General features: G+C 70.7%; 14 protein-coding genes and 2 riboswitches. Of the genes, 5 read left to right on the top strand and 9 right to left on the bottom strand.

Features of this window, described 5'->3' with window-relative positions:
• Positions 1-45: 45 nt before the first annotated feature.
• Genes AB0B97_RS01460 through AB0B97_RS01445 form a run of 4 tightly spaced genes read right to left on the bottom strand, consistent with a single transcriptional unit; the run spans position 46 to position 4,363 of the window.
• Positions 46-1,281 (bottom strand): mandelate racemase/muconate lactonizing enzyme family protein, encoded by a 1,236-nt coding sequence (locus AB0B97_RS01460; RefSeq protein WP_357489697.1) that lies wholly within the window; start codon positions 1,279-1,281, stop codon positions 46-48.
• A 1-nt stretch (position 1,282) separates the two neighbouring features.
• Positions 1,283-2,110: a carbohydrate ABC transporter permease gene (locus AB0B97_RS01455; RefSeq protein WP_357489695.1), complete on the bottom strand. Its 828-nt coding sequence runs from the start codon at positions 2,108-2,110 to the stop codon at positions 1,283-1,285.
• Positions 2,110-3,090, bottom strand: a complete 981-nt coding sequence (locus AB0B97_RS01450; protein WP_234584015.1) for a sugar ABC transporter permease — start codon at positions 3,088-3,090, stop codon at positions 2,110-2,112. Before AB0B97_RS01450 ends, AB0B97_RS01455 begins: the two co-directional genes overlap by 1 nt.
• 4 nt (positions 3,091-3,094) lie before the next feature.
• Positions 3,095-4,363, bottom strand: coding sequence for an extracellular solute-binding protein (locus tag AB0B97_RS01445; RefSeq protein WP_357489693.1), 1,269 nt, complete (start codon positions 4,361-4,363; stop codon positions 3,095-3,097).
• Between the two features lie 151 nt (positions 4,364-4,514).
• On the opposite strand from AB0B97_RS01445, the gene AB0B97_RS01440 reads away from it, so the two are divergent.
• Together AB0B97_RS01440 and AB0B97_RS01435 are read left to right on the top strand one after the other, a co-directional pair.
• Positions 4,515-5,285: a FadR/GntR family transcriptional regulator gene (locus AB0B97_RS01440; protein ID WP_357489691.1), complete on the top strand. Its 771-nt coding sequence runs from the start codon at positions 4,515-4,517 to the stop codon at positions 5,283-5,285.
• Between the two features lie 428 nt (positions 5,286-5,713).
• Positions 5,714-7,525, top strand: a complete 1,812-nt coding sequence (locus AB0B97_RS01435; protein WP_357489690.1) for a family 43 glycosylhydrolase — start codon at positions 5,714-5,716, stop codon at positions 7,523-7,525.
• A 145-nt stretch (positions 7,526-7,670) separates the two neighbouring features.
• Here AB0B97_RS01435 and AB0B97_RS01430 read toward each other — a convergent pair whose 3' ends face one another.
• Both AB0B97_RS01430 and AB0B97_RS01425 read right to left on the bottom strand, forming a co-directional pair.
• Positions 7,671-8,666, bottom strand: coding sequence for a ribonucleotide-diphosphate reductase subunit beta (locus AB0B97_RS01430; protein WP_357490587.1), 996 nt, complete (start codon positions 8,664-8,666; stop codon positions 7,671-7,673).
• Positions 8,667-8,716: 50 nt separating this feature from the next.
• Entirely contained in the window at positions 8,717-11,092 is a 2,376-nt protein-coding gene (locus AB0B97_RS01425) for a ribonucleoside-diphosphate reductase subunit alpha (protein WP_357489689.1), read from the bottom strand.
• 138 nt (positions 11,093-11,230) lie between these two features.
• Positions 11,231-11,451: riboswitch (cobalamin riboswitch) on the bottom strand.
• Between the two features lie 198 nt (positions 11,452-11,649).
• Positions 11,650-11,723: riboswitch (cobalamin riboswitch) on the top strand.
• A 58-nt stretch (positions 11,724-11,781) separates the two neighbouring features.
• Here AB0B97_RS01425 and AB0B97_RS01420 point away from each other — a divergent pair.
• Genes AB0B97_RS01420 through AB0B97_RS01410 form a run of 3 tightly spaced genes read left to right on the top strand, consistent with a single transcriptional unit; the run spans position 11,782 to position 13,345 of the window.
• Positions 11,782-11,985, top strand: coding sequence for a CbtB domain-containing protein (locus AB0B97_RS01420; RefSeq protein WP_234584025.1), 204 nt, complete (start codon positions 11,782-11,784; stop codon positions 11,983-11,985).
• Positions 11,976-12,746, top strand: a complete 771-nt coding sequence (locus AB0B97_RS01415; RefSeq protein WP_357489687.1) for a CbtA family protein — start codon at positions 11,976-11,978, stop codon at positions 12,744-12,746. Before AB0B97_RS01420 ends, AB0B97_RS01415 begins: the two co-directional genes overlap by 10 nt.
• Positions 12,743-13,345, top strand: coding sequence for a histidine phosphatase family protein (locus tag AB0B97_RS01410; protein WP_357489686.1), 603 nt, complete (start codon positions 12,743-12,745; stop codon positions 13,343-13,345). The genes AB0B97_RS01415 and AB0B97_RS01410 overlap by 4 nt, the downstream gene beginning before the upstream one ends.
• A gap of 478 nt (positions 13,346-13,823) precedes the next feature.
• Here AB0B97_RS01410 and AB0B97_RS01405 read toward each other — a convergent pair whose 3' ends face one another.
• The 3 genes from AB0B97_RS01405 to AB0B97_RS01395 form a co-directional block, all read right to left on the bottom strand.
• Complete coding sequence (locus tag AB0B97_RS01405; protein WP_357489685.1) at positions 13,824-19,448, bottom strand: GH92 family glycosyl hydrolase; 5,625 nt, start codon at positions 19,446-19,448, stop codon at positions 13,824-13,826.
• A gap of 255 nt (positions 19,449-19,703) precedes the next feature.
• Entirely contained in the window at positions 19,704-21,164 is a 1,461-nt protein-coding gene (locus tag AB0B97_RS01400) for a hypothetical protein (RefSeq protein WP_357489683.1), read from the bottom strand.
• The gene (locus AB0B97_RS01395; RefSeq protein WP_357490585.1) at positions 21,161-23,017 is read right to left on the bottom strand and encodes a dynamin family protein; all 1,857 of its coding nucleotides are present in this window, start codon (positions 23,015-23,017) and stop codon (positions 21,161-21,163) included. The genes AB0B97_RS01400 and AB0B97_RS01395 overlap by 4 nt, the downstream gene beginning before the upstream one ends.
• Positions 23,018-23,048 lie beyond the last annotated feature (31 nt).

Here is a 23,048-nt window from a genome sequence, read left to right as displayed (position 1 = left end):
CATCCGACCAATCCTGGTCCAGAGGCGGCTTGGGGTCGGGCGGTCTCAATGCCGCAGGGGCGCCACGTCGTTCTGGGACGGGACGGCATCGGCGAGCAGGGCATCGACCCGGACAGCCGGAACTGTGGGCATGTGCTCGGCCACCGCCAGCAGGCGCTTACCGGCCCGCTCCGGTCGGACGTTCGGGCTGCCGGCGGTCGGGTCGCCGGCCCGGTCTGCGGCCGCAGCGATCGCCACCTCGTCGACCCGGATGCCCAGACCCGGTGTGTCACCGAGAATGAACGCGCCGTCCTCGACGTGCAGGTCGAGGCCGATGCCCGCGGGTGGCCGCAGATCCTGTAGTTCGCTGACCAGGTGGTTCGGCACCGAGGTGGCGGCGTGCAGCAGCCCGACCGGGATGTTGCCGATGGGGCTGACGGGCAGGTCGTGGGCATGCGCCAGGGCCGCCACCCGCAGGAAGTGGGTGACACCCCAGACGGCCGCCATCTGGACGATGTCGACCGCGCCCGCCCCGATCAGCGGGCGGTACTGCTCCAGCCCGGTGAGGTTTTCGCCGGTGGCGACCGACGCCCGGACGCCCCGGCCGACGGCCGCCAAGCCCTCGGCGTCCCAGCGGCGGACCGGCTCCTCGATCCAGATCAGATCGAGGGTGCGTTCCAGCTCGGCCACATGCCGCACGGCCTGCTTACGCGACCACGCCTCGTTGACGTCGAGCATCAGACCGGGTCGCCGGCCGTGGCCCGCCTCGGTCAGCACCTCCCGCACCAGGGTGAGCCGGTGCCGGTCCCGCTCGATGTCGAGGCCACCCTTGAGCTTCGCGGCGCGCAGGCCGTACCCGGCGTAGACCTCGTACTCCGCGACCAGTTCGTCGTCGGTCAGACCGATGTCGAGGCCGGAGGCGTAGGCGGGAACACGTCGGTCCCGCCCGCCGAGCAGCCGCCAGAGCGGCTCACCGGCGAGCTGCGCCTTGATGTCCCACAGGGCCGTGTCCAGTGCGCCGATCGTCCCGAACACCAGCCCGCCGTGACCGGCCTTGAAGGTGTGTCGGAGCATCCGGTCGTACAGGCTGGTCACCGCGCGGGGATCCTCCCCCTCGATGGCCGGGAAGATCCTCTCGATCTCCACGTGCGGGCCCAGGCCGACGCCGCTGATCCCCGCGTCGGTCTCGACGATGGTGATCGGCAGCGTCGTGACGCCGTCGGGAAACACGCCGTTGGCGTCGCCGACCGGCCGGCCCCACTCCTGGACCGTCGTCAGGGTTCGATACCCGGTGATACGCATGTCAGCCTTTCGTGGAACCAGCGGCGACGCCGTCGGCGATCTGGCGCTGAAGGAACAGGTAGACCGCCAGGACGGGGATCGCCGCGATGAGCACCCCGGAGGCGAACGTCGGAATGTCCTCGGAGTACTGCCCCCGCAGCGAGGTCACCCCGACCATGAGGGTCCGGTGGTCGGCCGACGGCATCAGCAGCAGCGAGATGAGCACGTCGTTCCAGCAGAACAGCGTGTTGAGGATGCCCACGGACAGCAGCGCCGGAGCGCCCAGCGGCAGCATGATCCGCCGGTACACGCCGTACACGGTGTTGCCGTCGATCCGGGCCGCGTCGACGATCTCCGCGGGGATGGTCTTGTAGTAGCTGGTCATCAGAAAGACCGTGAAGGGCAGGAACTGCGCGACGTACGCGAGGATCAGCCCCGGGTACGTGTCGACGAGGCCGCTGTCCGCCATGACCCGGGCCAGCGGCACCATGATCACCTGGAAGGGGATGAAGAGCGCCGCGAGGCAGCCGATGAACAGCGCCGTCGAGCCCCGGAAGCGCAGTTGGCTCAGCGCGAAGCCGGCCATCGACCCGAATAGCAGCAGCAGGAACACTGAGCAGCCCACCACCAGGATCGAGTTCGCGGTATACCGGCCCATGCCGATGCTTGTCCACGCCGTGGTGATGTTCTCGAAGCGCAGCGAGTCGGCAAGCGAGAACCGGTCGAGAATGTACTCCCGGCGGGTCTTCATGGCGACGTTCGCAGTGAACAACAGGGGATAGATCGTCGCTACCGCGAGGAGCCCCATCGGGATCACGAGCAACCATCTGCCCAGTCGGACGCGGGACATCAGTCCTCCCTCCCCGCTCGTCGGAGCAGCTTGAGCTGCAACAGCCCGACGACGAGCATGATGACGAACAGGACAGTGGACGCGGCCGACGCGAGCGCCGGCCTGTTCATCTGCCCCTGCTGGATCCAGATGTAGTACTCCGGCAGGTACGTCGAGCCCTCCGGGCCGCCACTGGTCATGACGTAGAGCAGGCCGAACATGGACGTCAGCATCCCGATCATCGTGGTCACGAAGACGAACTGGATGGTGCGGGAGAGGCTGGGAATGATCACGTGCCAGATCACCTGGGCCAGGGACGCGCCGTCCACTCGGGCGGCGTCCAGCAGCGCGGCGTCCAGGGTCGCGAAGCCCGCGAGGAAGACGACCAGGGCCATCCCGAAGGTCGCCCACACGTGCACCCCGACGACCGCGAACATCGCGACGTCCGGATCACCGAGCCAGTCCACCGGGCCGATGCCCACCGAGGACAGGACAACGTTGACAGGACCGTCAAACGAGAGCAGCAGGTTGAAGATCGCGCCGACGATGACCGGCGACAGCACGGCCGGGAAGAAGTAGACGCTGCGGTAGAACCGGTGCCCCGGTACGCGCAGGTAGATGAACGTGGCGAGCAGACCCGGGATGGCCACCGCCACCGGCAGGAGCAGCACCAGCAGCCCCACGTTGCGCAGCGCCTGTTGGAACAGGGGATCGTGCAGCAGGTCGACGTAGTTGGCGAAACCGACCATCGCGCCGTCGCGGTCACCGTCGCCGGTGAAGGAGAAGTTGACGCCGAGCAGCAGCGGCCACAGCCGCAGCAGCACGAGGATCAGGACTGCCGGGGCGACCAGCACGAAGGGTGCCAGTTGCTCGGCACGGCGGCCGCCGGCGGCACGCCGGGAAACGGCGCGGTCGCGCGGCGGCGGTGCGGAGGGCGGGACCCCGCCGGCCCGCCCGGCCGAAGCCGAGCGGACCGACGGGAGCGACTTACCGATCGTCACGAGATCAGCCCGCCGTGTCCGAGGCTGCCATCTGCTTCACGACCTCGTCGACGCTCGTCGAGCCGCTGAGCAACTGCTGCGAGAGGCGGCCCATCAGGTCGAGCGACTTCGAGGAGAGCGCCACGTGTGGCGCCGGCTTGCCGGTCTTGAGCGCGCCGACGATCGTGGTGACGGCCGGCCCGCTCGCCGACACGTCGATCGTGGTGTCCGCGGTGATCGCGCCGGCGTTGGCGTAGAACGCCTTCAGGGCGTCGGTGGAGGTCAGCGAGCGCACCAGGTCGGCGGCCACCTTCGGGTCCTTGGTCCACTTGGCGACCGCGTAACCGATACCACCGTCGTACGGCAGGCTCGGGGTGGCGCCACTGGTCACCGTCGGGGCCATCATGACGCCGAGCTTCTCGGGCGTGACGAACTCGTTGAAGTCCTTCCAGTGCCCGATGTCCGACATCAGCCCGATGATGTGGGCGGCCTTACCGGACTGGAAGACGGCGAAGGCGTCGTTGAACATCGCTGTGGAGTTGGCCCCGTCGTTGTTCAGCTTCGCGGTGCCGGTCTCCTTCCACAGCTCGAAGAGCCGCTTCACGTTGGGCGAGTTCCAGTCGCGCTTGCCGGCGATCCAGTTGTCGTACTCCTGCGGGGTCAGGACGCCCGATGCCATGGCCGACAGGAAGAACTGGATGCCGTAGCCCTCCTTGTTGCCGAGGGCGAAGCACTTGGCACCTGTTGCCTTGGTGATGGTGCCGCAGTTGGCGATGAACTCAGCCCACGTCGTGGCCGGCTTCGCCGGGTCGAGGCCGGCCTTCTCGTAGAGCGCCTTGTTGTAGTAGATCGGGTGGCCCTGCAGGGTCACCGGAGCGGCGTAGGTCTTGCCGCCCTTGGCGAACGCTTCCCAGCCGGCCAGCCGCTGCCGGTCCTCGCCGACGTACTCGTCGAGCGGCTGGAGCGAGTCCACCCGGTCGCGGATCTGGCCGCCACCGTTGAACAGGATGACGTCCGGCCCCTTGCCCGACTGGATGGCCGCACCCAGCAGCGTGTAGTACTGATCGAACGGCTGGGCCACGAACTCGACCGTGACGTCCTTGTGCTTCCTGGCGAAGTCGGCCTTGGCCTTCTCCACGTACTGCGCGGAGCTGGCCTCGCCGGACTTCCAGTCCCAGACGACCAACTTCTTGTCCGAGCCTCCGGACGATGAACCCGAACCTGTCGCGCTTCCACAGCCTGTCAGGGCCAGCCCTGCAACGAGGACCGCGGACCACACTGCTCGTTGCTTCATCGTTGCTCACCTTCATATGGGGAGTGGCCGAGGAAACGGCCGTCGATGCAAGATTGACGAGAACGTAACTCGTATGACGTGTGACGTCAACGGTTGGCCGTACACTGGTGCGGACTCGTGGGCCCGCTCCCGCGGCTACGCGGAGGTGAACGTGACGACATCGAACCAGCCGGCCGTCAATGGCGCGACGGCACCGACCTGGGCTCGCCGCCCGGCCAATCTGGCTCAGGCGATCACCGCCGAGCTGGTGACCCGGATCGTCCAGGGAGTTCACCCGTCCGGCACGCCGCTGCCCCCCGAGCCGGTGCTCTGCGAGACCTTCTCCGTGAGCCGGACGGTCATCCGGGAAGCGGTGAAGATCCTGCAGGAGAAGGGGCTCGTGCAGGTCCGTCAGGGCAGCGGAACGCTCGTCACCCCACCCTCGGCGTGGGACATGCTCGACGAGCTCGTCCTCGCGGCGACCATCGCCGAGGACGACACCCTGGCGATCCTCGACGACCTGGTGGTCACCCGACGGGTGCTGGAGTCCGACATGGCCAACGTCGCCGCGCGGCTCGCGGACGAGGAGACCGTCGACCGGCTGCGGGCCCTGGTGGACCGGATGGACGAGCTGGTGGACGACCACGTCGCCTACCAGGAGCACGACCGCGCCTTTCACGACACGGTCATGCAGGCGTCGGGCAACCGGATCGCCCGGGGTGTCGTCCGGTCCCTGGAGAGCCAGGTCGTCAACACCGCGCGCTACATGGGCCAGCCGGAGCGGGCCATGTGCGTGGCATCGAACCAGGGGCACCGGCGCATCTACGAGCGCATCGCCGCCCACGATCCCGACGGGGCCGCGCAGGCGATGTTCACGCACATCACCGAGGCGTGGCTCGTGCGGCGCAGCGGGCCGGGCAGCCCGACGCGGCTGCAGCGCTGACGACCCGTCGCGGCGGCGCTGACGAGCCGGTCGCCGGGCGTTGGCGACCCGGTCCGGCCGGCCCGCGACGGCGGCGCGGAAATCCAGATTCGTCCATCGCTTGAGAATGTTAGCGATAACAGACTACCCTCGGGCCGCAGAGGCGAAGGGCACGCTTCACCGCTCCACTCGATCCGCCGAGGTCGATGGAGTAGCGCATGACCAACGCCCGCTGGTGGGTGTCCGGGCCTCCCTCAGGGACGTTGACCACCGCCGTTGACAACGGCGGGCCGCCGCGCGCGGGAGCCATGGTGGACCCCCGATCCCTCCTGCCGTTCCCGCGGCACGGCCACCACCGAGGTCCCCAAGCGACCCGCGACGACACGCGGCACCCGCCAGCGAGAACGGCGAACCGTGCCCCGCCGTTGTGACCCACCCTGGAGGTACCGATGCACCCCACACCGCCACCACGGACGAAGAACCGGCTCCGGCGCGGCGTCGCCCTGCTCGTGAGCCTGCTGCTCATCCCGGCGCTGGCGCCGGCCACGGCAGCCCACGCGGACAACCCCATCGTCCAGCACATCTACACCGCCGACCCCGCTCCCCTGGTGTACAACGGGCGGGTCTACCTCTACACCGGCCACGACGAGGACGGCTCCACGTACTTCACCATGAAGGACTGGCGGGTGTGGTCGTCGGCCGACATGGTCAACTGGACCGACCACGGCTCGCCCCTGAGCGTGAGCACCTTCAGCTGGGCGAGCGCCAACGCGTGGGCCGGCCAGGTCGTCGCGCGCAACGGCAAGTTCTACTGGTACGTGCCGGTGACCGCCCGGGCGACCAACTCGATGGCCATCGGCGTCGCGGTCTCCGACAGCCCGACCGGGCCGTTCCGGGACGCCATCGGCCGTCCGCTGGTGGGCAACGGCGAGATCGATCCCACCGTGTTCATCGACGACGACGGCCAGGCGTACCTGTACTGGGGTAACCCGAACCTGTGGTACGTCCGGCTGAACGCGGACATGATCTCCTACAGCGGCAGCGCCACCAAGATCCCGCTCACCACCGCCGGGTTCGGCACCCGGACGGGGAACACGAGTCGGCCGACCCTCTACGAAGAGGGCCCGTGGGTCTACAAGCGCAACGGCATCTACTACAACGTGTTCGCGGCGGAGTGCTGCTCCGAGTTCATCGGTTACTCGACCGCGACCGGCCCGACCGGCCCCTGGACCTATCGCGGGACGGTCATGCCCCGCCAGGGCGCGAGCTTCACCAACCACCCCGGAGTCATCGACTTCAACGGCGGCTCGTACTTCTTCTACCACAACGGAGCGTTGCCCGGTGGCGGTGGTTACACCCGTTCGGTGGCCGTGGAGAAGTTCACCTACAACACCAACGGCACCATCCCGACGATCAACATGACCACGACGGGCGCCCCCCAGATCGGCACCCTGAACCCGTACGTGCGGCAGGAGGCCGAGACGATCGCCTGGGGCTCCGGCATCGAGACCGAGCCGGCCGGCGAGGGTGGGATGAACGTCGGGTTCATCGAGAACGGGGACTACATCAAGGTCAAGGGCGTGGGCTTCGGTACGGGCGCGACGTCCTTCTCCGCCCGCGTCGCCTCGGCCACGTCCGGTGGCACCATCGAACTGCGCCTCGGTAGCCCCACCGGCACCCGGGTGGGCAGCTGCGCGGTGCCGGGCACCGGCGGGTGGCAGACCTGGCAGACCGTCTCCTGCCCGGTCAGCGGCGCCACCGGGACCCAGGACCTGTACCTGCGCTTCACCGGCGGCAGCGGCAACCTGTTCAACATCAACTGGTGGCAGTTCCAGGCCAGCGGCACCACGACGCCCAGCCCGACCCCCACGCCGACGCCGACTGCGACGCCCACCCCGACGCCCACCCCGACGCCCACTCCGACCCTCACCCCGACACCGACGGTCCCGGCCGGGGAGTCCTGCGCGGTGACCAACACCGTGGTCAACACGTGGCAGGGCGGATTTGAAGGACGACTGACGGTCACCAACTCCGGGGCCTCGTCGCTCAACGGGTGGCGGGTCACCTTCACCCTCCCCAGTGGGCAGACGGTGTCCCAGGCCTGGAACGGCACCGTCACCCAGACGGGCAACCAGGTGACCGTCGCGAACGCCGCCTACAACGGGCAGCTCGCGCCGGGAACGTCCACCACCGCGGGCTACCTCAGCACGAGCGCCACCACGAGTCCTCCCACCATCACCCCGACCTGCTCGCCCGCCTGAGGGTCACCCACCCCCAAGAACACCCCCACCCCGTCCCCACCCCGCCCGCCGCCGACGTTGATCATGAATGTGGTGCCCCTGATACGCCGATAGGGGAGCAGCACATTCCTGGTCGACGGGGTGGGGAGGGGGTGGGGTGGGGGTCCTAGAAGTCGTCGTCGAAGGCCACCGTCCCGGTCACCCCCACCTGGTACGCCGACACCCGCCGCTCGAAGAAGTTGGACAGCTCCTGGACGTCCTGCAACTCCATGAAGGCGAAGGGGTTGACCGACCCGTAGTGCGGGGCGATACCGAGCTGGACGAGACGACGGTCAGCGACGTGCTGGAGATACTCCCGCATGTCCGCCAGGGTCAGACCGGGCACGCCCTGACCCACCAGGTCCTCGGCGAACTGGACCTCACACTCGACGGCCTCGGTGAGCATCTGGCGGACCTGGTCGGCGAGGTCGTCGTCGAACAGGTCGGGCTCCTCGGCCCGCACGGTGTCCACCACGTCGAATGCGAACGCCATGTGCATCGACTCGTCGCGGAAGACCCAGTTCGTGCCGGAGGCCAGGCCGTGCAGCAGGCCGCGGGAGCGCAGGAAGTAGACGTACGCGAACGCGCCGTAGAAGAACAATCCCTCGATGCAGGCGGCGAAGCAGATGAGGTTGAGCAGGAACGCGCGCCGGTCGTCCCGGGTCCGCAGCTCGCGCAACTCGCCCAACGAGTCGATCCAGCGGAAGCAGAACTCGGCCTTGCGGCGGATCGAGGGGATGTTCTCGATGGCGGCGAAGGCGGCGAACCGTTCGGTCTCGTCGGGCACGTACGTGTCGAGCAGGTTGAGGTAGAACTGGACGTGCACGGCCTCCTCGAACAGCTGCCGCGACAGGTAGAGGCGGCCTTCCGGACTGTTGACGTGCTGGTACAGGTTGAGCACGAGGTTGTTGGCGACGATCGTGTCGCCGGTGGCGAAGAACGCGACGAGCCGGCTGACCAGGTGCCGCTCGGCCGGCGACAGCCGGTCCAGGTCGGCGAGGTCGGCGTGCAGGTCGACCTCCTCGACAGTCCAGGTGTTGCGGATGGCGGCGCGGAACCGGTCGAAGAAGTGCGGGTAGCGCATCGGGCGCAGAGTGAGATCCATCCCGGGGTCGAGCAGCATGTGCGTGGTCCTCGTGTCGGCGGTGGTGTCGGCGATCGGGTCGGCGGTGGTCACTGGCAGGCCTCGCACGACTCGGGGTTCTCCAGCGAGCACGCCAGCGCCTCCGCGTCGACGGCAACTGGTGCGACAGCGCTGACGGTGGCCTGTTGGATGCGCGTGGCGGGGCGGGAGCGCAGGTAGTAGGTGGTCTTGAGCCCGGCCTTCCAGGCGTACAGGTACATCGAGGAGAGCTTGCCGATGGTGGGCGAGGCCAGGAACAGGTTCAGCGACTGGGACTGGTCGATGAACGGGGCGCGGGCGGCGGCCAGGTCGATCAACGCCCGCTGCGGCAGCTCCCACGCGGTGCGGAACAGCTCCCGCACGTCGGCCGGGAGTTCCGCGAGGTCCTGCACCGACCCCTCCGCGCGCCGGATCGCCGAGCGGATCTGCTCGGTCCACAGGCCACGTGCCTTCAGCTCGCGGACCAGGGCCGTGTTGACCTGAAGGAACTCCCCGGACAGGGTCTCGCGCTTGAACAGGTTGGACACCTGCGGTTCGACGCACTCGTAACAACCGGCGATCGAGGCGATCGTCGCGGTCGGCGCGACCGCCACCAGCAGCGAGTTGCGCAGCCCGTACTCACCGACCCGCTGGCGCAGCGCGGCCCACCGCGCGGTCTGCGTACCCTCGACGCCCCACAGGTCGGGCTGGAGCTGGCCCCGCGCGGCCCGGGTCTGCGCGTACGCCGGATGCGCGCCGACCTCGCGCGCCAGGTCGGCGGAGGTCTCCAGCGCGGTCAGGTACAGCTCCTCGCTGATCCGGGTGGACAGCTCCCGCGCGGCAGGCGAGTCGAACGGCAGCCGCAGCGCGAAGAACACGTCCTGCAGGCCCATCAGCCCGAGCCCCACCGGCCGCCACCGGGGGTTGCTCGCCGCCGCCTGCGGTGTCGGGTAGTAGTTGATGTCGATGACCCGGTCGAGGAACGTCACCGCCGTCCGGACGGTGGCGCGCAGTCGCGGCCAGTCGATGCCGTTCTCGGTCAGGTGGGCGGCGACGTTCACCGAGCCGAGGTTGCACACCGCGGTCTCGCCGTCGCTGGACACCTCGATGATCTCGGTGCACAGGTTGGACAGGTGCACCACGTTGCCCGACTCGGCCGTCTGGTTGCACAGCCGGTTGGCCGCGTCCTTGAAGGTCATCCACCCGTTGCCGGTCTGCGCCAGGGTGCGCATCATCTTCCCGTACAGCTCCCGCGCCGGCACCTGCCGCACGTAGCGGCCCTGCGCCTCGGCCGCCCGGTACGCGGCGTCGAACCGCTCCCCCCACAGGTCGGGCAGCTCGGGAACCTCGTTCGGGTCGAACAGCGACCACACCTCGTCGGCCTCGACGCGGCGCATGAACTCGTCCGGGATCCAGTTGGCGAGGTTCAGGTTGTGCGTACGCCGGGCGTCCTCGCCGGTGTTGTCCCGCAGTTGCAGGAACTCCTCGACGTCCGGGTGCCACGGCTCCAGGTAGACGCAGGCCGCGCCCTTGCGCCGGCCACCCTGGTTGACCGCGGCGACGCTCGCGTCAAGGGTGCGCAGCCACGGCACGATCCCGTTGGACTGCCCGTTCGTGCCGCGGATCAGCGCGCCCCGGGACCGGACCCGGGAGTACGCGATGCCGATGCCACCGGCGAACTTGGACAGGCTCGCGACCTGGGCGTAGCGCTGGTAGATCGAGTCCAGCTCGTCGCGCGGCGAGTCGACGAGGTAGCACGACGACATCTGCGTGTGCCGGGTGCCCGAGTTGAACAGCGTCGGTGAGCTGGGCAGATAGGCCAGGCTGGACATCAGCCGGTAGAAGTCCACGGCCTCGTCCGGCGTACGGGACAGACCGCAGGCCACGCGCAGCAGCCAGTACTGCGGGGTCTCCAGCACCAACCGGGTGGTGGGGTGGCGCAGCAGGTACCTGTCGTAGACCGTGCGCAGGCCGAAGTACTCGAACCTCCGGTCGCCGTCCCGGTCGATGGCGTCGTCGAACGTTCCCGCGTGCGCGGCGACGAAGGCGGCGGTCTCATCCCCGATCAGCCCCTGCGCGTGGCCGGTCCGGATCGCCGCGCTGAACGAGGTGACGCCCTGTCGGCGTACCTCCCGGTCGATGTGGCCGGCCAGCAGCCGGGCGGCGAGGCGCGAGTACTGCGGCTCCGTACCGATCATCTCGGCCGCGGTCTGGATGGTCAGCCGGTCCCGCTCGGCCGTCGTCGCGCCGTCGTACAGGCCGCTGACCGTGCGGGTCGCCACCCGCAGCGGGTCGACGTCGGGCAGGTCGTCGGCCCAGCGCTCGACCTCGGCGACGAGCGTGCGCACGTCCACCGCCTCGCGGGCGCCGTCGCGTTCGCGGACCTGCGTCGGCGTACCCCGGCGGGCCGTGCCGCCGCCGGTCGCGGCTACCTCGGTAACTGTCACCACTCACTCCTCGCGAGCTTGAGACCTGACGGCCCTCGGCACGGGGAGACCGACACCAGCGGACGCCACGCCTCAGCGGGCGCGGATCCGAAAGGCGTCGGCCGTCCCACGCGGCCTCCGACCACCGCCCACCCGGATGCGGGTACGCGGCGCGCTGGCAGGTCTTCGGACTCGCGGGCACGACCGGTGTTCACCCGGTCCCCTACTGGCCGTCGCTTCCCAGGCCAAGTGGCGGCCCAGTGCTGATGACGGCTGTCGTTCCCACTCACCGCTGCGGGGCAGTCCCGGAATTCCACCGGGTTCCCTCTTGCCTCGGCCACCCTGGGATGAGTGGCCGAACCAGCTGCGGTCGACACCATATATAGGGGCGACTGGGTTTGTCACACCCCACATGTCGGGTCCGGGCGTGTCGCGGTCGTCGGTGACGGTCCTCGTCGATCCGGTCGGCGACGGCGGGCGCGCGAGCATCGGGCGGCGTCGCATTCGGACCTCGCCGCCGGCTTGACCGAGGAGAACCGGCACCGATACGGTCAACCCACTATCTGCGGCGACGCGAGGGAAGCCGGTGAGAATCCGGCGCGGTCGCGCCACTGTGAGCGGTCCCCGACTACGGGGCCGCGAGCCAGGACGCTCGGTCGTCCGCAGCCTTGCGATGGGGACGCGTCATCCCCGAGGAGGTTCGTGCACGCATGTCCAGTTCCACGTCCAGCCAGCCGCTGGTGCACCCCGCTGCCCCGACCCGTCTCCTGTGGACGGTCCTGGCCACCGTCGCCGTGCTCAGCCTGCTGGCCTATCTCGTCGCCTTCGACCAGGGTGCCGTCTCGCGCAGCGGGATGTACCTGCACGAGCTGATGCACGACGGCCGGCACCTGCTCGGTGTCCCGTGCCACTGACCGGCACCGGCACCGCACCCACGTTCGTCACGGTTCTCCTGCGCGGGCTGCTCGCCGGCCTGGTGGCCGGCCTGCTCGCCGGAACGTTCGCCTACGTCGTCGGCGAACCCCACGTCGAGGCGGCCATCGCCATCGAGGAGGCGGCGACACACGCCGACCCCGCCGCCGGTGGGCACCAGCACGACGAGGACGCCCTGGTCAGCAGGAACGGCCAGCGCGGCGGGCTGTTCCTGGCCACCGCCCTCTTCGGCGCCGCGATGGGTGGCCTGCTGGCCACCGCGTACGTCCTGCTGAACCGGCGGCGGCGCACGGTGGACGACGGGTGGTCCGGGCTGCTGCTGGCCGGCGGCGCGCTGCTCGGGGCGGTGATCGTGCCGTTCGTCAAGTACCCGCCGAACCCTCCGGCGGTCGGCGACCCGGCCACCATCGACCAGCGCACGGTCACCTACCTGCTGCTGGTGGTCCTCGGCCTGGTGGCGGTCTGGTCCGGTTCGCTGGGTTACCGGGCGGTCGGCGAGCAGGCGCCGGTGTGGCTGCGCGCCGCGGCGGCCGTCGGCGGTTTCCTGCTGGTCACCGGCGTGGCCTACCTGGTGCTGCCGTCGTTCCAGGAGGTCCCGGGCGACTTTCCCGCCACGCTGCTGTGGAGCTTCCGGCTCGCCTCCCTCGGCACCCAGGTGGTGCTGTGGACCGGGATCGGCCTGCTCTTCGCCGCACTGATGCACCGGCAGCGCGCGGTCACCGACGCACGACTGGCCGGGTGAACCCCACCAGCCTGCGGCTGGTCGCCCACGGTCACACCGCCGCACTGCGGCGGGCCCGGTTCGGCGGGGACGACGCACTGGACGAGGGCGGCCGCAACGCCGCCCTCGCCCTGTCTCCCGGTGTGCTGGGTCGGCGGGCGCCGTCGGACGACACCGACGCCTGCCTGTCCAGCCCCGCGGCGGCGGCCGTCCAGACCGCGTACGCCCTCGGCCTCGCGCCCGCCCTGGAGACGGCGCTGGCCGACTGCGACTACGGCGACTGGACCGGCCGGTCGCTGCAGGAGATCGCCGGCGCGCAGCCCGACGCGCTGCGCGAGTGGCTGTCCACCCCGGACGCCGCGCCGCACGGGGGCGAATCCGTCGCCGCCGTGCACGAGCGCGTCGGCCGGTGGCTGGACGGACAGCGCGGCCTCGGCCGACGGGTCACCGCCGTCACCCACCCGCTCGTGATCCGGGTCGCGGTCGTACACGCCCTGGGACTGCCGCTGGTGACGTACCGGCAGTTGGACGTCGAGCCGTTGGCGATCGTCCGGCTCACTGACCACGGCCGACGGTGGCAGCTCCGGCTGAGCGCGCCCCCGGCACCCGTGACCGGCTGACGAGGGTCGACCACGGCTCCTGTAGAGCTGCCCCAGATGTGGGGCGGCATCGACGGACCCGGGCCCGACGGGATCGGATCGTTGGTCACTGCCCGGCGCCGGCACTGACCGTCAGCGCCGGCGTCGCCGGAGGATCGTGGCCGTCGGCGGCGCATGGACGCCGGCGGGCGGCGCGGCGGCGGGCGGCGCGGCGGCGGCATTGACGTTCAGCGGGATGGCAATGCCGGGCGGTGGGTTGCAACAGGGCGTCAGAGCCGGACAGCGGTGGGGTCTGGGCGACCGGCAGGCGCATAGGCCGGTGAGCGACATACCGCAGAGGTATAAATATGACTCTGAGGTATGTGCCTCACGGGCGACAGGGCCTCACCGGCCGCGCGGAGCGACAAGCCACGAAAGGCCGTCAGCCGAGCGGGCGGACCCGGAACGGGTGTCGGGCGGGCCGTGGAGCACGGCCCGCCCGACTGGTGTCGTTCCCTGCTTACTTCGGGGCGGTGACCGTGAACGGTTGGGACACCGCCGTCTTCGACGTGACGCCGGACAGCGTCACGCTCGTCACGCCCGGCTGCGCCGAATCCGGAACGGTGACGATCGCGCCGGAGACCACGCCGTCGCCGTTCGCACGCACCGTGCCGACCACACGACCCTCGCCGACACGAACCGAGATCGCCTCGTTCGGCGCGAACCCGGAACCGTCGACCGTGATCGACGAACCGCGTGGTCCGGACGTCGTGGGCAGCGACACCCGCGGCTCGTAGGCCGGGCTCGCCGGGCGCGCGGTCACCTGGACGGTGGCCGTCGCCGGCGTACCCGAGGAGGCGCCGGTGGCGCTGACGGCGTACCGGCCCGGTGCCGTGTCCCCCGACGTCGCGACGGAGGCGCGGACCGTGCCCGTCGCGGACGCCGAGACCGTCACGCTCCGCGTCGTGCCGGCGGCCAGAACCACAGTCACCCGCTCGCCGGCGGCGAACCCGCTGCCGTCGACCGTGACCGTTTCACCGGCGGCGACCTGCTGCGTGCCGGACACCGCGAGCGTCGGTTGCGGCCCGGCACGCCGGACGGTGACGGCGAAGGTGGCCGTGCTGCTCGACAGCGTGTCCCACGCCGTGACGTGCACCGTGTAGGTGCCCTCCCGCACGTAGGTGTGCTGGCCGCTCAGCGCGCCGTCCGCGCCGACCGTGACGTCGTCCGGGACCGTGCCGTCGCCCCACTGGACGCGGGCGCGGTAGCCGGCCGCGCCGGGGACACCGCCGGTCACCGACCCGAGGTTCGCCGCGAGGACCTTGCCGGCGTCGACGCTCTGGTCGGCGGGGGTGGCGGTCGCCAGCGCGGCGGCCGGCGTGCCGTCGTCGGCGACGGCGAACACGTGGATCCGGCCCGCCGAGCGGGGATCGCCGGTCTGCGTCGGCAGGGTCACCGAGACCAGCGTCCTACCCGCCGGGATCTGGTACGGCGTGGTGGCGAACAGGAACGGCTGCGCGCCGTCGCGGCTCGTGCCACTGAGCCGGTACGCGGATTTCGCGACGACGATGTTGCCGTACGACGGGGTGCCGTTGGCGTTGCCGCCCAGCGTCCAGTCACTGAACTGGATCGGGATGCTGGCGGTGCTGCCGTCGCTGAACGTCGCCGTGCCGGTGGTGCTCTGGTTGCCCTGCGTGCCGGCGCCGATGAACGAGATGTTCCGGGCGTCGGACGGCAGGTGCAGAGCGATCGTCGCGCCGTTGCCGGTGGCGTTGTCCGGTTGCCCGGCCGGGACCTGCGGCAGCGTGAAGCCCAGCGCCGTGCCCGGCACCTGCTGCCGCTGCCCCTGCGTCACGCCGGCTGCGGCCAGGGCGGCCCGCGAGTACGCCCACGACTTCGCGTCGCAGTCCGCCGCGAGGGTGCCCTCGTCGCCGACGCACACGGTGTCGAACGCCGCGGTGAGACCGTTCTTCGGCGCGTACGCGACGTCGACGCCGACCGTCACCGAGCCCTGGCCGGTGCCGTCGGTGACGGTGACGTTCGCCTGGTGGTAGCCGGGCGTGGCGTAGGTGTGTTCGCCGCTGACGCGGTACACGGCCCGCGAACTCAGCGTCAGGGTGCCCGCGGTGGCCGGTGAGCCGTCACCCCAGTCGATCGTCGCGCGGTAGTCCTCGGCGACGCCGCCGGTGACGGTGGCCAGCGCCACCGTCGCGGGTGCGCCGGAGAGCGCGTGCGCGCCGTCGGTGGCGGTCACCGTGATGTCGCCGCCGGCCAGGTCGAGGTCGCCGCCGGCGAGCAGCTCGATCTCGGCGAGGGTCGGCTGCGCGGCGCCGACGGTCTTCGTCACGACGAGGCGGAACTGGGAGTACCGCCCCGGCTTGTCGATCTGGAACGGCCGGGTCTGGTTGCGCCAGCGGAACACCTCGCCCGCACGGGAGTCCAGGGTGCTCCAGGTGAGGCCGTCGGTGGAGCCCTGCAACCGCCAGTCCGCCGCGTCACCGGCGCCCGCGCCGGAGGTGATCGTGTAGTACGTCGGCTTCTGGCGGCCACCACGGGAGGCCCAGCTGATCTGCGGCGTGCCCGACGACGCGGTCAGCTGCGTGGTCGACGAGTCGTCGAACAGCTTCGACGCGTCCTGACCGCCACTGGAGGTGGCGGTGCCCAGACCGGGGCCGGTGACGTCCTGCAACGGCTGCGGCGCCGCGTCACCCTTCGTCAACGACGGCGGACCGTCGTTGCGGCCGGTGCCCCAGGACGACGGGTTCGGTCCCATCTGGAAGTCGATCGTGCCGCCCCGGGCGAGCGCGGACACCTCGACGGACACGCCGCGCTGCTTCTTGCCGTTGACCGTGACGCTCTGCACGTACACGTTGCGGGTGCTGTTGTTCGCGGCGTTGACCACGATGTCGCCGGTCGGGCGGTGGACCGTCATCCTGGTGAACTGCGGCGAGCCGATGGCCCAGTGGGTCGAGCCGGCCTGCAGGGGGTAGATGCCCAGCGAGCTGAGGACGTACCAGGCCGACATCTCGCCGTTGTCCTCGTCGCCCAGGTAGCCCTGGCCGATCTCGCTGCCGACGTACAGGCGCTGCATGATCTCGCGCACGGTCGCCTGCGTCTTCGCCGGTGCGCCGGCGATGTCGTACAGGTACGGAATGTGGTGCGACGGCTGGTTGCTCATGCCGAGCTGACCGAGGCGCACCGCGCGGGCCTCGAGCATCTCGTGGATGATCCCGCCGTAGCCGCCGGGGCGGTCGGCGTTCTCCGGGGTGGCGAAGAAGGTGTCCAGCTTGTCGCGCAGGGCCTTCTGCCCGCCGTACAGGTTGATCAGGCCCTGCGGGTCCTGCTGAGCGGTGAACGCGAAGTTCCACCCGTTGGTCTCGGTGTAGACGCCGCCCCAGTCCAGCGGGTCACCGGCGAGGAACGTGCCGGAGGCGTCGCGGCCCTGGAAGAGCTTGGTCTTCTCATCGAAGAGGTGGACGTAGTTGCGGGCCCGCTCCAGGAAGTACCGCGACTCCTCCTTGAGCTGGTCGCGCCGCGACCTGGGCGTGGCCGGGTCCTTCGCCAGGGCGGCGGCCATGTTGCCGATGCCGTAGTCGTTGATGTAGCCCTCCAGCGCCCACGACACCGACTCCCCCGTGGAGGTGGGCGTGTAGCCGAGGAACAGCGAGGTCTCGATGCCCTTGCGGCCGACCGCGCCCCGCCCGGACGCGACCGTCGCGTCCTTGACTGCAGCGTCGTACGCCGCGAGCGGGTCGGGCAGTTTGACCCCGGTGAGGTACGCCTGAGCGAGAGCCACGTTCGCGCTGGTGCCGGTCATCAGGTCGGCGTAGCCGGGCGAGGACCAGCGGGCGATCCAGCCGCCGTCCCGGTAGTGCTGGACGAAACCGTCGGAGATCCTGGCGGCGACATCCGGGTAGAGCAGCGAGTAGGCGGGCCACACGGTGCGGTAGGTGTCCCAGAAGCCGTTGTTGACGTAGATCTGGCCGTCGACGATCTTCGCGCCGGTCCGGGTCGCGGTCGACGTGCCGGTCGGCGCCGACACCGGGCTGGCGTACTGCCAGTGGGGTGCGGCGGCGGTGCCGGTGTTCTCCGACTGGGAGTTCGGGTACAGGTTCAGCCGGTACAGGTTCGAGTACATGGTGACCAGCTGCGTCTCGGTCGCGCCCCGCAGCTCGACCCGGCCGAGGCGGTCCTTCCACGCCGCGGTGGCGGCGTCGCGGATCGCATCGAAGCTCCGGCCGGTCACCTCCAGGTCGAGGTTGCGGCGGGCCTGGTCGACCGACAGGAACGAGGTGGCGATCCGCATCGTCACCTGGCGTTCGGTGGAGACGTCGAAGGTGGCGGACGTCGCGGTGGACGCCGTCGGCGCCCGGTCGAAGGTGCCGGAGACGAACATGCGGCTGCGCCCGGCGGACAGGCCGCTGCCGTTGTCGACCCAGCCGGTGAAGGTGCCGTCGGCGCCGATGGCGAACGTGCCCTTGGCGAAGACGAGGCTTCCGGTCGCCGGGCCGGCGCCGAAGGTGAACCGCATGATCCCGGCGTGGTCGGTGGGCGACATCTCCGCCACCAGACCGCTCTGCGTCGTGACCCGGTAGAGGTCCGGCTGTGCCGTCTCGTCGTCGTGCCGGAAGGCGAGCGCCCGGCTGGCGGGTGACCCGGTGAGAGGAACGTCGCCGGCCACCGGCATCACCGACATCTGGTTGCGGTCACCCATCCACGGGCTCGGCTCGTGGGAGATCGCGAGGCCCTGCAACGTGGGCAGGTTGGCCGCGTTGTTGGCACGGTGGTACTCGTACTCCCAGGAGTCGGAGGTCGCGTCGGTCACCGGGGTGAAGAAGTTGAAGCCGTTCGGCACCGCGGTGATCGGCAGGTTGTTGCCGCGTGAGAACCCGCCAGTCGAGTTGGTCCCGCGCCGGGTGTCGACGTAGTTGGTCAGCCGGGAGCCGTCGATCGCCGCCGGCGTGCCGGTCAGCTCGACGTCGTCGAGCCAGCCCTGGAACCGGGTCTCCCCGGTGGCCTGCGGGTTGTCGTAGGCGAGCAGGATGCGGTCGATCGTCTTGCCCCGGGCGACGGCGCCGATGTCGGCGCGCACCTGGTTCCACTGGTCGGCGTAGAGCACCTTCGACGCGCCCTGGCCGGCCGGCGTCAGCGCGTAGCCGTGCTGGTCGACAGCCGAGCGTCCACTCAGGTAGCTGCCGTCGGTGAAGTGCAGGTCGAGAGCCGCGTAGGTGGACGGGTACCGCGCGTCCTGGCCGGTGAACTCGGGGAAGATCCGGTAGGACAGGCGGGTGTTCGGCCCGACCGGGATGTCGACGTCGAACAGCCGGTTCGTCGCGTACGAGCGGCCGTCGGCCTCGGCGCCGCCGGAGTAGCGCAGCGCGGCCAGCCCGGTGAAGCCGACGCTCGGCTTCGTCGTGTAGCCGCCGACCGGCCCGGGGCCGACGCCGGTGACCATGGGCGTGGCGGGCGGGCGGACGTCCGAGCCGTCGCTGATGTCCCAGCTGGCGAGCTGGGACAGGGAGGCACCGGAGTTCGCGGAGATGGACAGCCGGTACCAGCCGTACGCGGTCGTGTTGGCGACGCGGTACGTGTTGGTGGCGAACCGCTTGGCGAAGCGCTGCTGCGTCTGCCGGTCCAGGTCCGTCCAGGTGTTGCCGTCGGTGGACCCCTGGAGGGTGAAGTCGCGGGGGTCACGGGTCGGTTCGTCGTCCGCCGAGGTCAGCGCGTACCGCGCCACGACCGCCGGCTTCGCCAGCCGGTACGTGATCCAGCCGGTCGGTTCGAACGCCAGCCACTTGGTCGACGGGTTCCCGTCGGCGAGGTTCGCGGCGATCTCGTTCGGTGGGTTCTGGGCGCTCGCGGTCACGGCGTCGACCTGGCCGAGCAGGCTGCCGGGCAGGTTCGCGCTGCTCGATCCGCTCAGGTTGCCCTGCACGGGCCGGCCCGAGGAGTCGACCTCGACGGTGCTGGTGGCGGGTTGCGGGTCGGCCGACTCGAACGAGGAGCTGAAGGAGCCCGGTGGGGCGGCGCTGGGCGCGGCGTTGGCCAGGGGCGCGGCGACGACCAGCCCCAGCGGCAGCAGGGCGGCGGTGGTCGCGGCGGCCAGCCGGAGGGAAACGGTGCGCGCACGGGGGCGATACGGCATGGGGGCGGGGCCTTTCGACTCGATCCGGTCGAGTACGTCGTACGGCTGGGCGAAGGGGACGATGGCTGCTGCGGTCGACAGTGGAGGGACGGGTCGGGCCTGACATCGTTGTCATCGGACGTGCGTGACAAGCGAGGGCAGACCCGGTGGATGTTGGGCAGATGTTTCCGGGCGGCCACGGCCCTGTCAATGGGTTGACCGAAAGGGAACACGCCGAGCGGGGCGTCCGGGCTGGACAGCACCGATGCGCGGCGCTCAGCGACCGCCCGCGGCCAGCTCGGCCAGCATCCCCTCACAGCTGCGGACGACGACCTCCGCGCCCCGGCGCTGGGCCAGCGGGAGCAGAGGATCCTCGGCCCGGTCCCGCCACCGCCACTGAGCGTCGGCGGCGACCTCCCAGAGCCGCTGCACTGTCGCCTCGTGCTCCACGCCCAACCGCGCGGCCAGGCCAACCCCGTCGCCGCCCACCAGGCGCTGCGCCTCGGCCGCCAGCTCCGCGTCGAAACCGAGGCGGGCGTTGCGCAGGGCCACCAGCAGGCGCAGCTCCCGGAACTCGTGCGCGCCCGCCAGGATCTGCTCGATAGCGGCTACCAGCTCGTCGGCCCCACGCACCGGCTCGGCCCGCACCAGGGCCTCCACCGCGGCCAGCGCCGAACGCGCCTTGAGGGTGTCGCGCCGATCGACGAAACAGCGGGTCATCGACTCCCGCAGCTCGGTGAGCCCACTGCGCCGGATCAGCTCGGCCGACAACGTCACCCGGGTGTCGAACCCGCCCCGCACCAGGGTCGTCGCGAGCCGGATCCCGAAGAGCCCGAACCGATCCAGCAGACCGGCGCGTACCTCCGGGTCCAGGTGCACCGGAAGCTCGCCCCGGACGAAACGGTCGGCGGAGAGCAGGTGGGCCTCCAACTCGGCGCGGGACGCCCCGGCCAGCGTCGCGAGCGCGGCGAAGTCGGACTCGCTGAGCATCCGGCCCGCGAGGCCGATCGCGCCGCTGCACGCCACCACGTTCACGGCCAACGCGCCCACCCGGGGATCCCGATGGTGCCGTCGGGCCAGCTGGCGGGCGGTGAGCAGCCCGTCGATCCGGCCGCCGCCCACCTCGTCCGCCCGGGACAACACCATGATCACATTCACCGGGGCGGCCTGCCCGACCACACTGTCCCGAGCGGACTCCAACACCCGCAGGTCACTGTCGCGACCGTCGCGGCTCAGGAACAGCACCGCGTCCGAGTCCCGCAGCACACGGTCCAGCACCGGCGCGTGGCCCTGCTCGTCGACCGCAGCGAGCGCCGGGGTGTCGATAAGCGTCACCTGCCGCAACGCCCGCGTCGGCCACCGCACCACGATGTCGCGCACCTCCCCGACCCGCCAACCCAGATCCATTCGCATCCCGGTCGCCGACTTGACCACAGTCAGCTCCTGGGGAGGCTGGCCCACCGGATAGGCGGTGGCGTGCGGCGAAGGGCCGTCCTCGTACCAGGTGAAGACGCCGTCCGCGCCCTCGACCGGCGCGACCTCCTCCCCCATCAACGCGTTCAGCACCGTCGACTTGCCGGCACGCCAGGGGCCGGCCACCGCGATCCGCAGCGGCTGCTCCAACCGCGCCACCTGGTGCCGCAACCGCGCGACGGCCCGCGCGTCGTGCTGATAGACGTCCATGGCCTGGTGCAGCAGCCCCCACGCCGCCTCGTCCAACCGCACCCCGACCGTCACGCGCGGGGCTCCAACAGCACCGGAGTGGACCGGGCGCCGGTCAACTGCTGGGACTGCTCGTAGAGCGCGGCGAGGCGGGTCATCTTCAGCCGGATCTCCCGCTGCCGCTGGTCGCGCAGGGCGACGTCGGTGTCGGCCTCCTGCTTCGCGCTGCGGAACGACTGCACGATGGCCTCCTGCAACTCCTCGGTCAGCCCCGTGAAGTGATCGCGCAGCATCCGCTGCACCTGGCGGGTGGCGTCCCGGCAGTCCCGGACCATCCGGACGAAGAACTCGTCGACATGCCGCTGGATGGCCGTCTTGACTGTCGCCTGCCGGCGGCGCAGCAGCTGCTTGCCCTCGTCACGGATGCTCTTGCCGCCGAAGAGCGCACCGATGCCGACCGAGACCGGGTTGATCATCGGCATTCCGGCCAGGGTCGTCGCGAGGCCGAACATCAGCATGCCGCCGTACGAGCCCTTCATGCCCGTGAACAACTTCTGGCCGGTGGTGAACCGGTCGATCCTCGGTCGCTCCAGGTCCGGCAGCCGGTCGCCGAGATCCGCCGGCATCGTAATCGACCAGGGCGGCAGCACGTCGTAGCCGTACCTGTTGAAGTTGGCGGCCACCCGACGGGCGATCCAGTCGCAGCGCTGGATCAGCCACTCGTGGTTGGCTTCCGCGGCCTCGACGAGGCTGCGCTCCAGCCACTCGGCGAAGGTGTCCCAGGCGACGAGGGGGTCCGCCGTGTCGAACGCCTCGTCCACGGCACGCAGGATCTGGCGGGTGCGGTCGCGCAGGTCGTACTCGATGTCGGAGAGCAGATCCGCCATCTCGTCGGCGAGCGTGTTCTGCCAACGGGTGGAGCAGCGGCGCAGCTCGTCGACCTCCCGCTGGGCGGCGTGCAGCCGGGAGATCGGCCCGGACTGCTCCTCGGCCTCCTGTGTCGCCAGCTCGGCGCGCAGCGGCGCGGCCAGTTGCTCCACCACCGTACGGGCCACCGCCTGCACCGACGCCCGCGCCAGGTGGTCGGCCTTGCCCGTCAGGTCCCGCTGCAGGCGGGCGATCAGCGCCGGAAAACCGGACTCGGCATTGAGGTCGCGGTCGTCGATCGCCGCAGCGCGCAGCCGCAGGGTCGCCGACACCGGGATCAGCGGCGCCGCGACGCCGGCGTCGGCGAGGTGCTGCCGGTTGCGCTCGGCAACCGCGCGCCAGTCCGCCACGAGATCGGTCTTGCTCTGCACCACCACCACGTTCGGCTGCGACCGCGTCACGTGCAGCAGCATGTCCAGCTCGGCGACCGAGAGTTCCCGGGTCGAGTCCGAGACCAGCAGCACGGCGTCGGCGCGGGTGGAGGCGGCGACCTCCGCGGCCCCACCGAGCGCAGCCGCCTGGTCGGTGCCCGGAGTGTCCACCAACACCAGTCCGGCGGCGAGCAACGCGCGGGGCAGGCCGATCTCGACGTACGCCGGACCGCCGCCCGGCCGCCGTCCGACCGTGCCGGACACCCCGGCCGCGACCTGGTCGAGCGCCAGGGGGGTCCGCTCGACGAGCGTCGCGGCCGAGGCGCCGGCGGCGGGCCGTCCCGAAACCTGCGGCGCCTGGACGACGGCAGCGGAGGCGGCCTCGGCGTGCTGCACCACTGTGGGCAGGACCGTGGTGCGACCGTCACCGACCGGGCACGCCGGCGCGTTGATGATCGCGTTGATGAGCTGACTCTTGCCCTGGTTCGGCTCGCCGACGACCAGGACCCGCAGCTTCGGGTCCAGCAGTTGGGCACGCTTGTTGCGGACCGTCTGGAGCAGGTCGCCGCGACCGTGTGTGTTGCACGTCCGGGCGATCTCGTCCAGTACGTCCAACCAGATCCCCGCCATCACCGCACCAAGTGTGCGGATTTCGGCTCAA

This window comes from Micromonospora sp. NPDC049004, assembly GCF_040649315.1.
GTDB lineage: Bacteria > Actinomycetota > Actinomycetes > Mycobacteriales > Micromonosporaceae > Micromonospora.
This window is presented reverse-complemented; position numbering and strand designations above follow the sequence as displayed.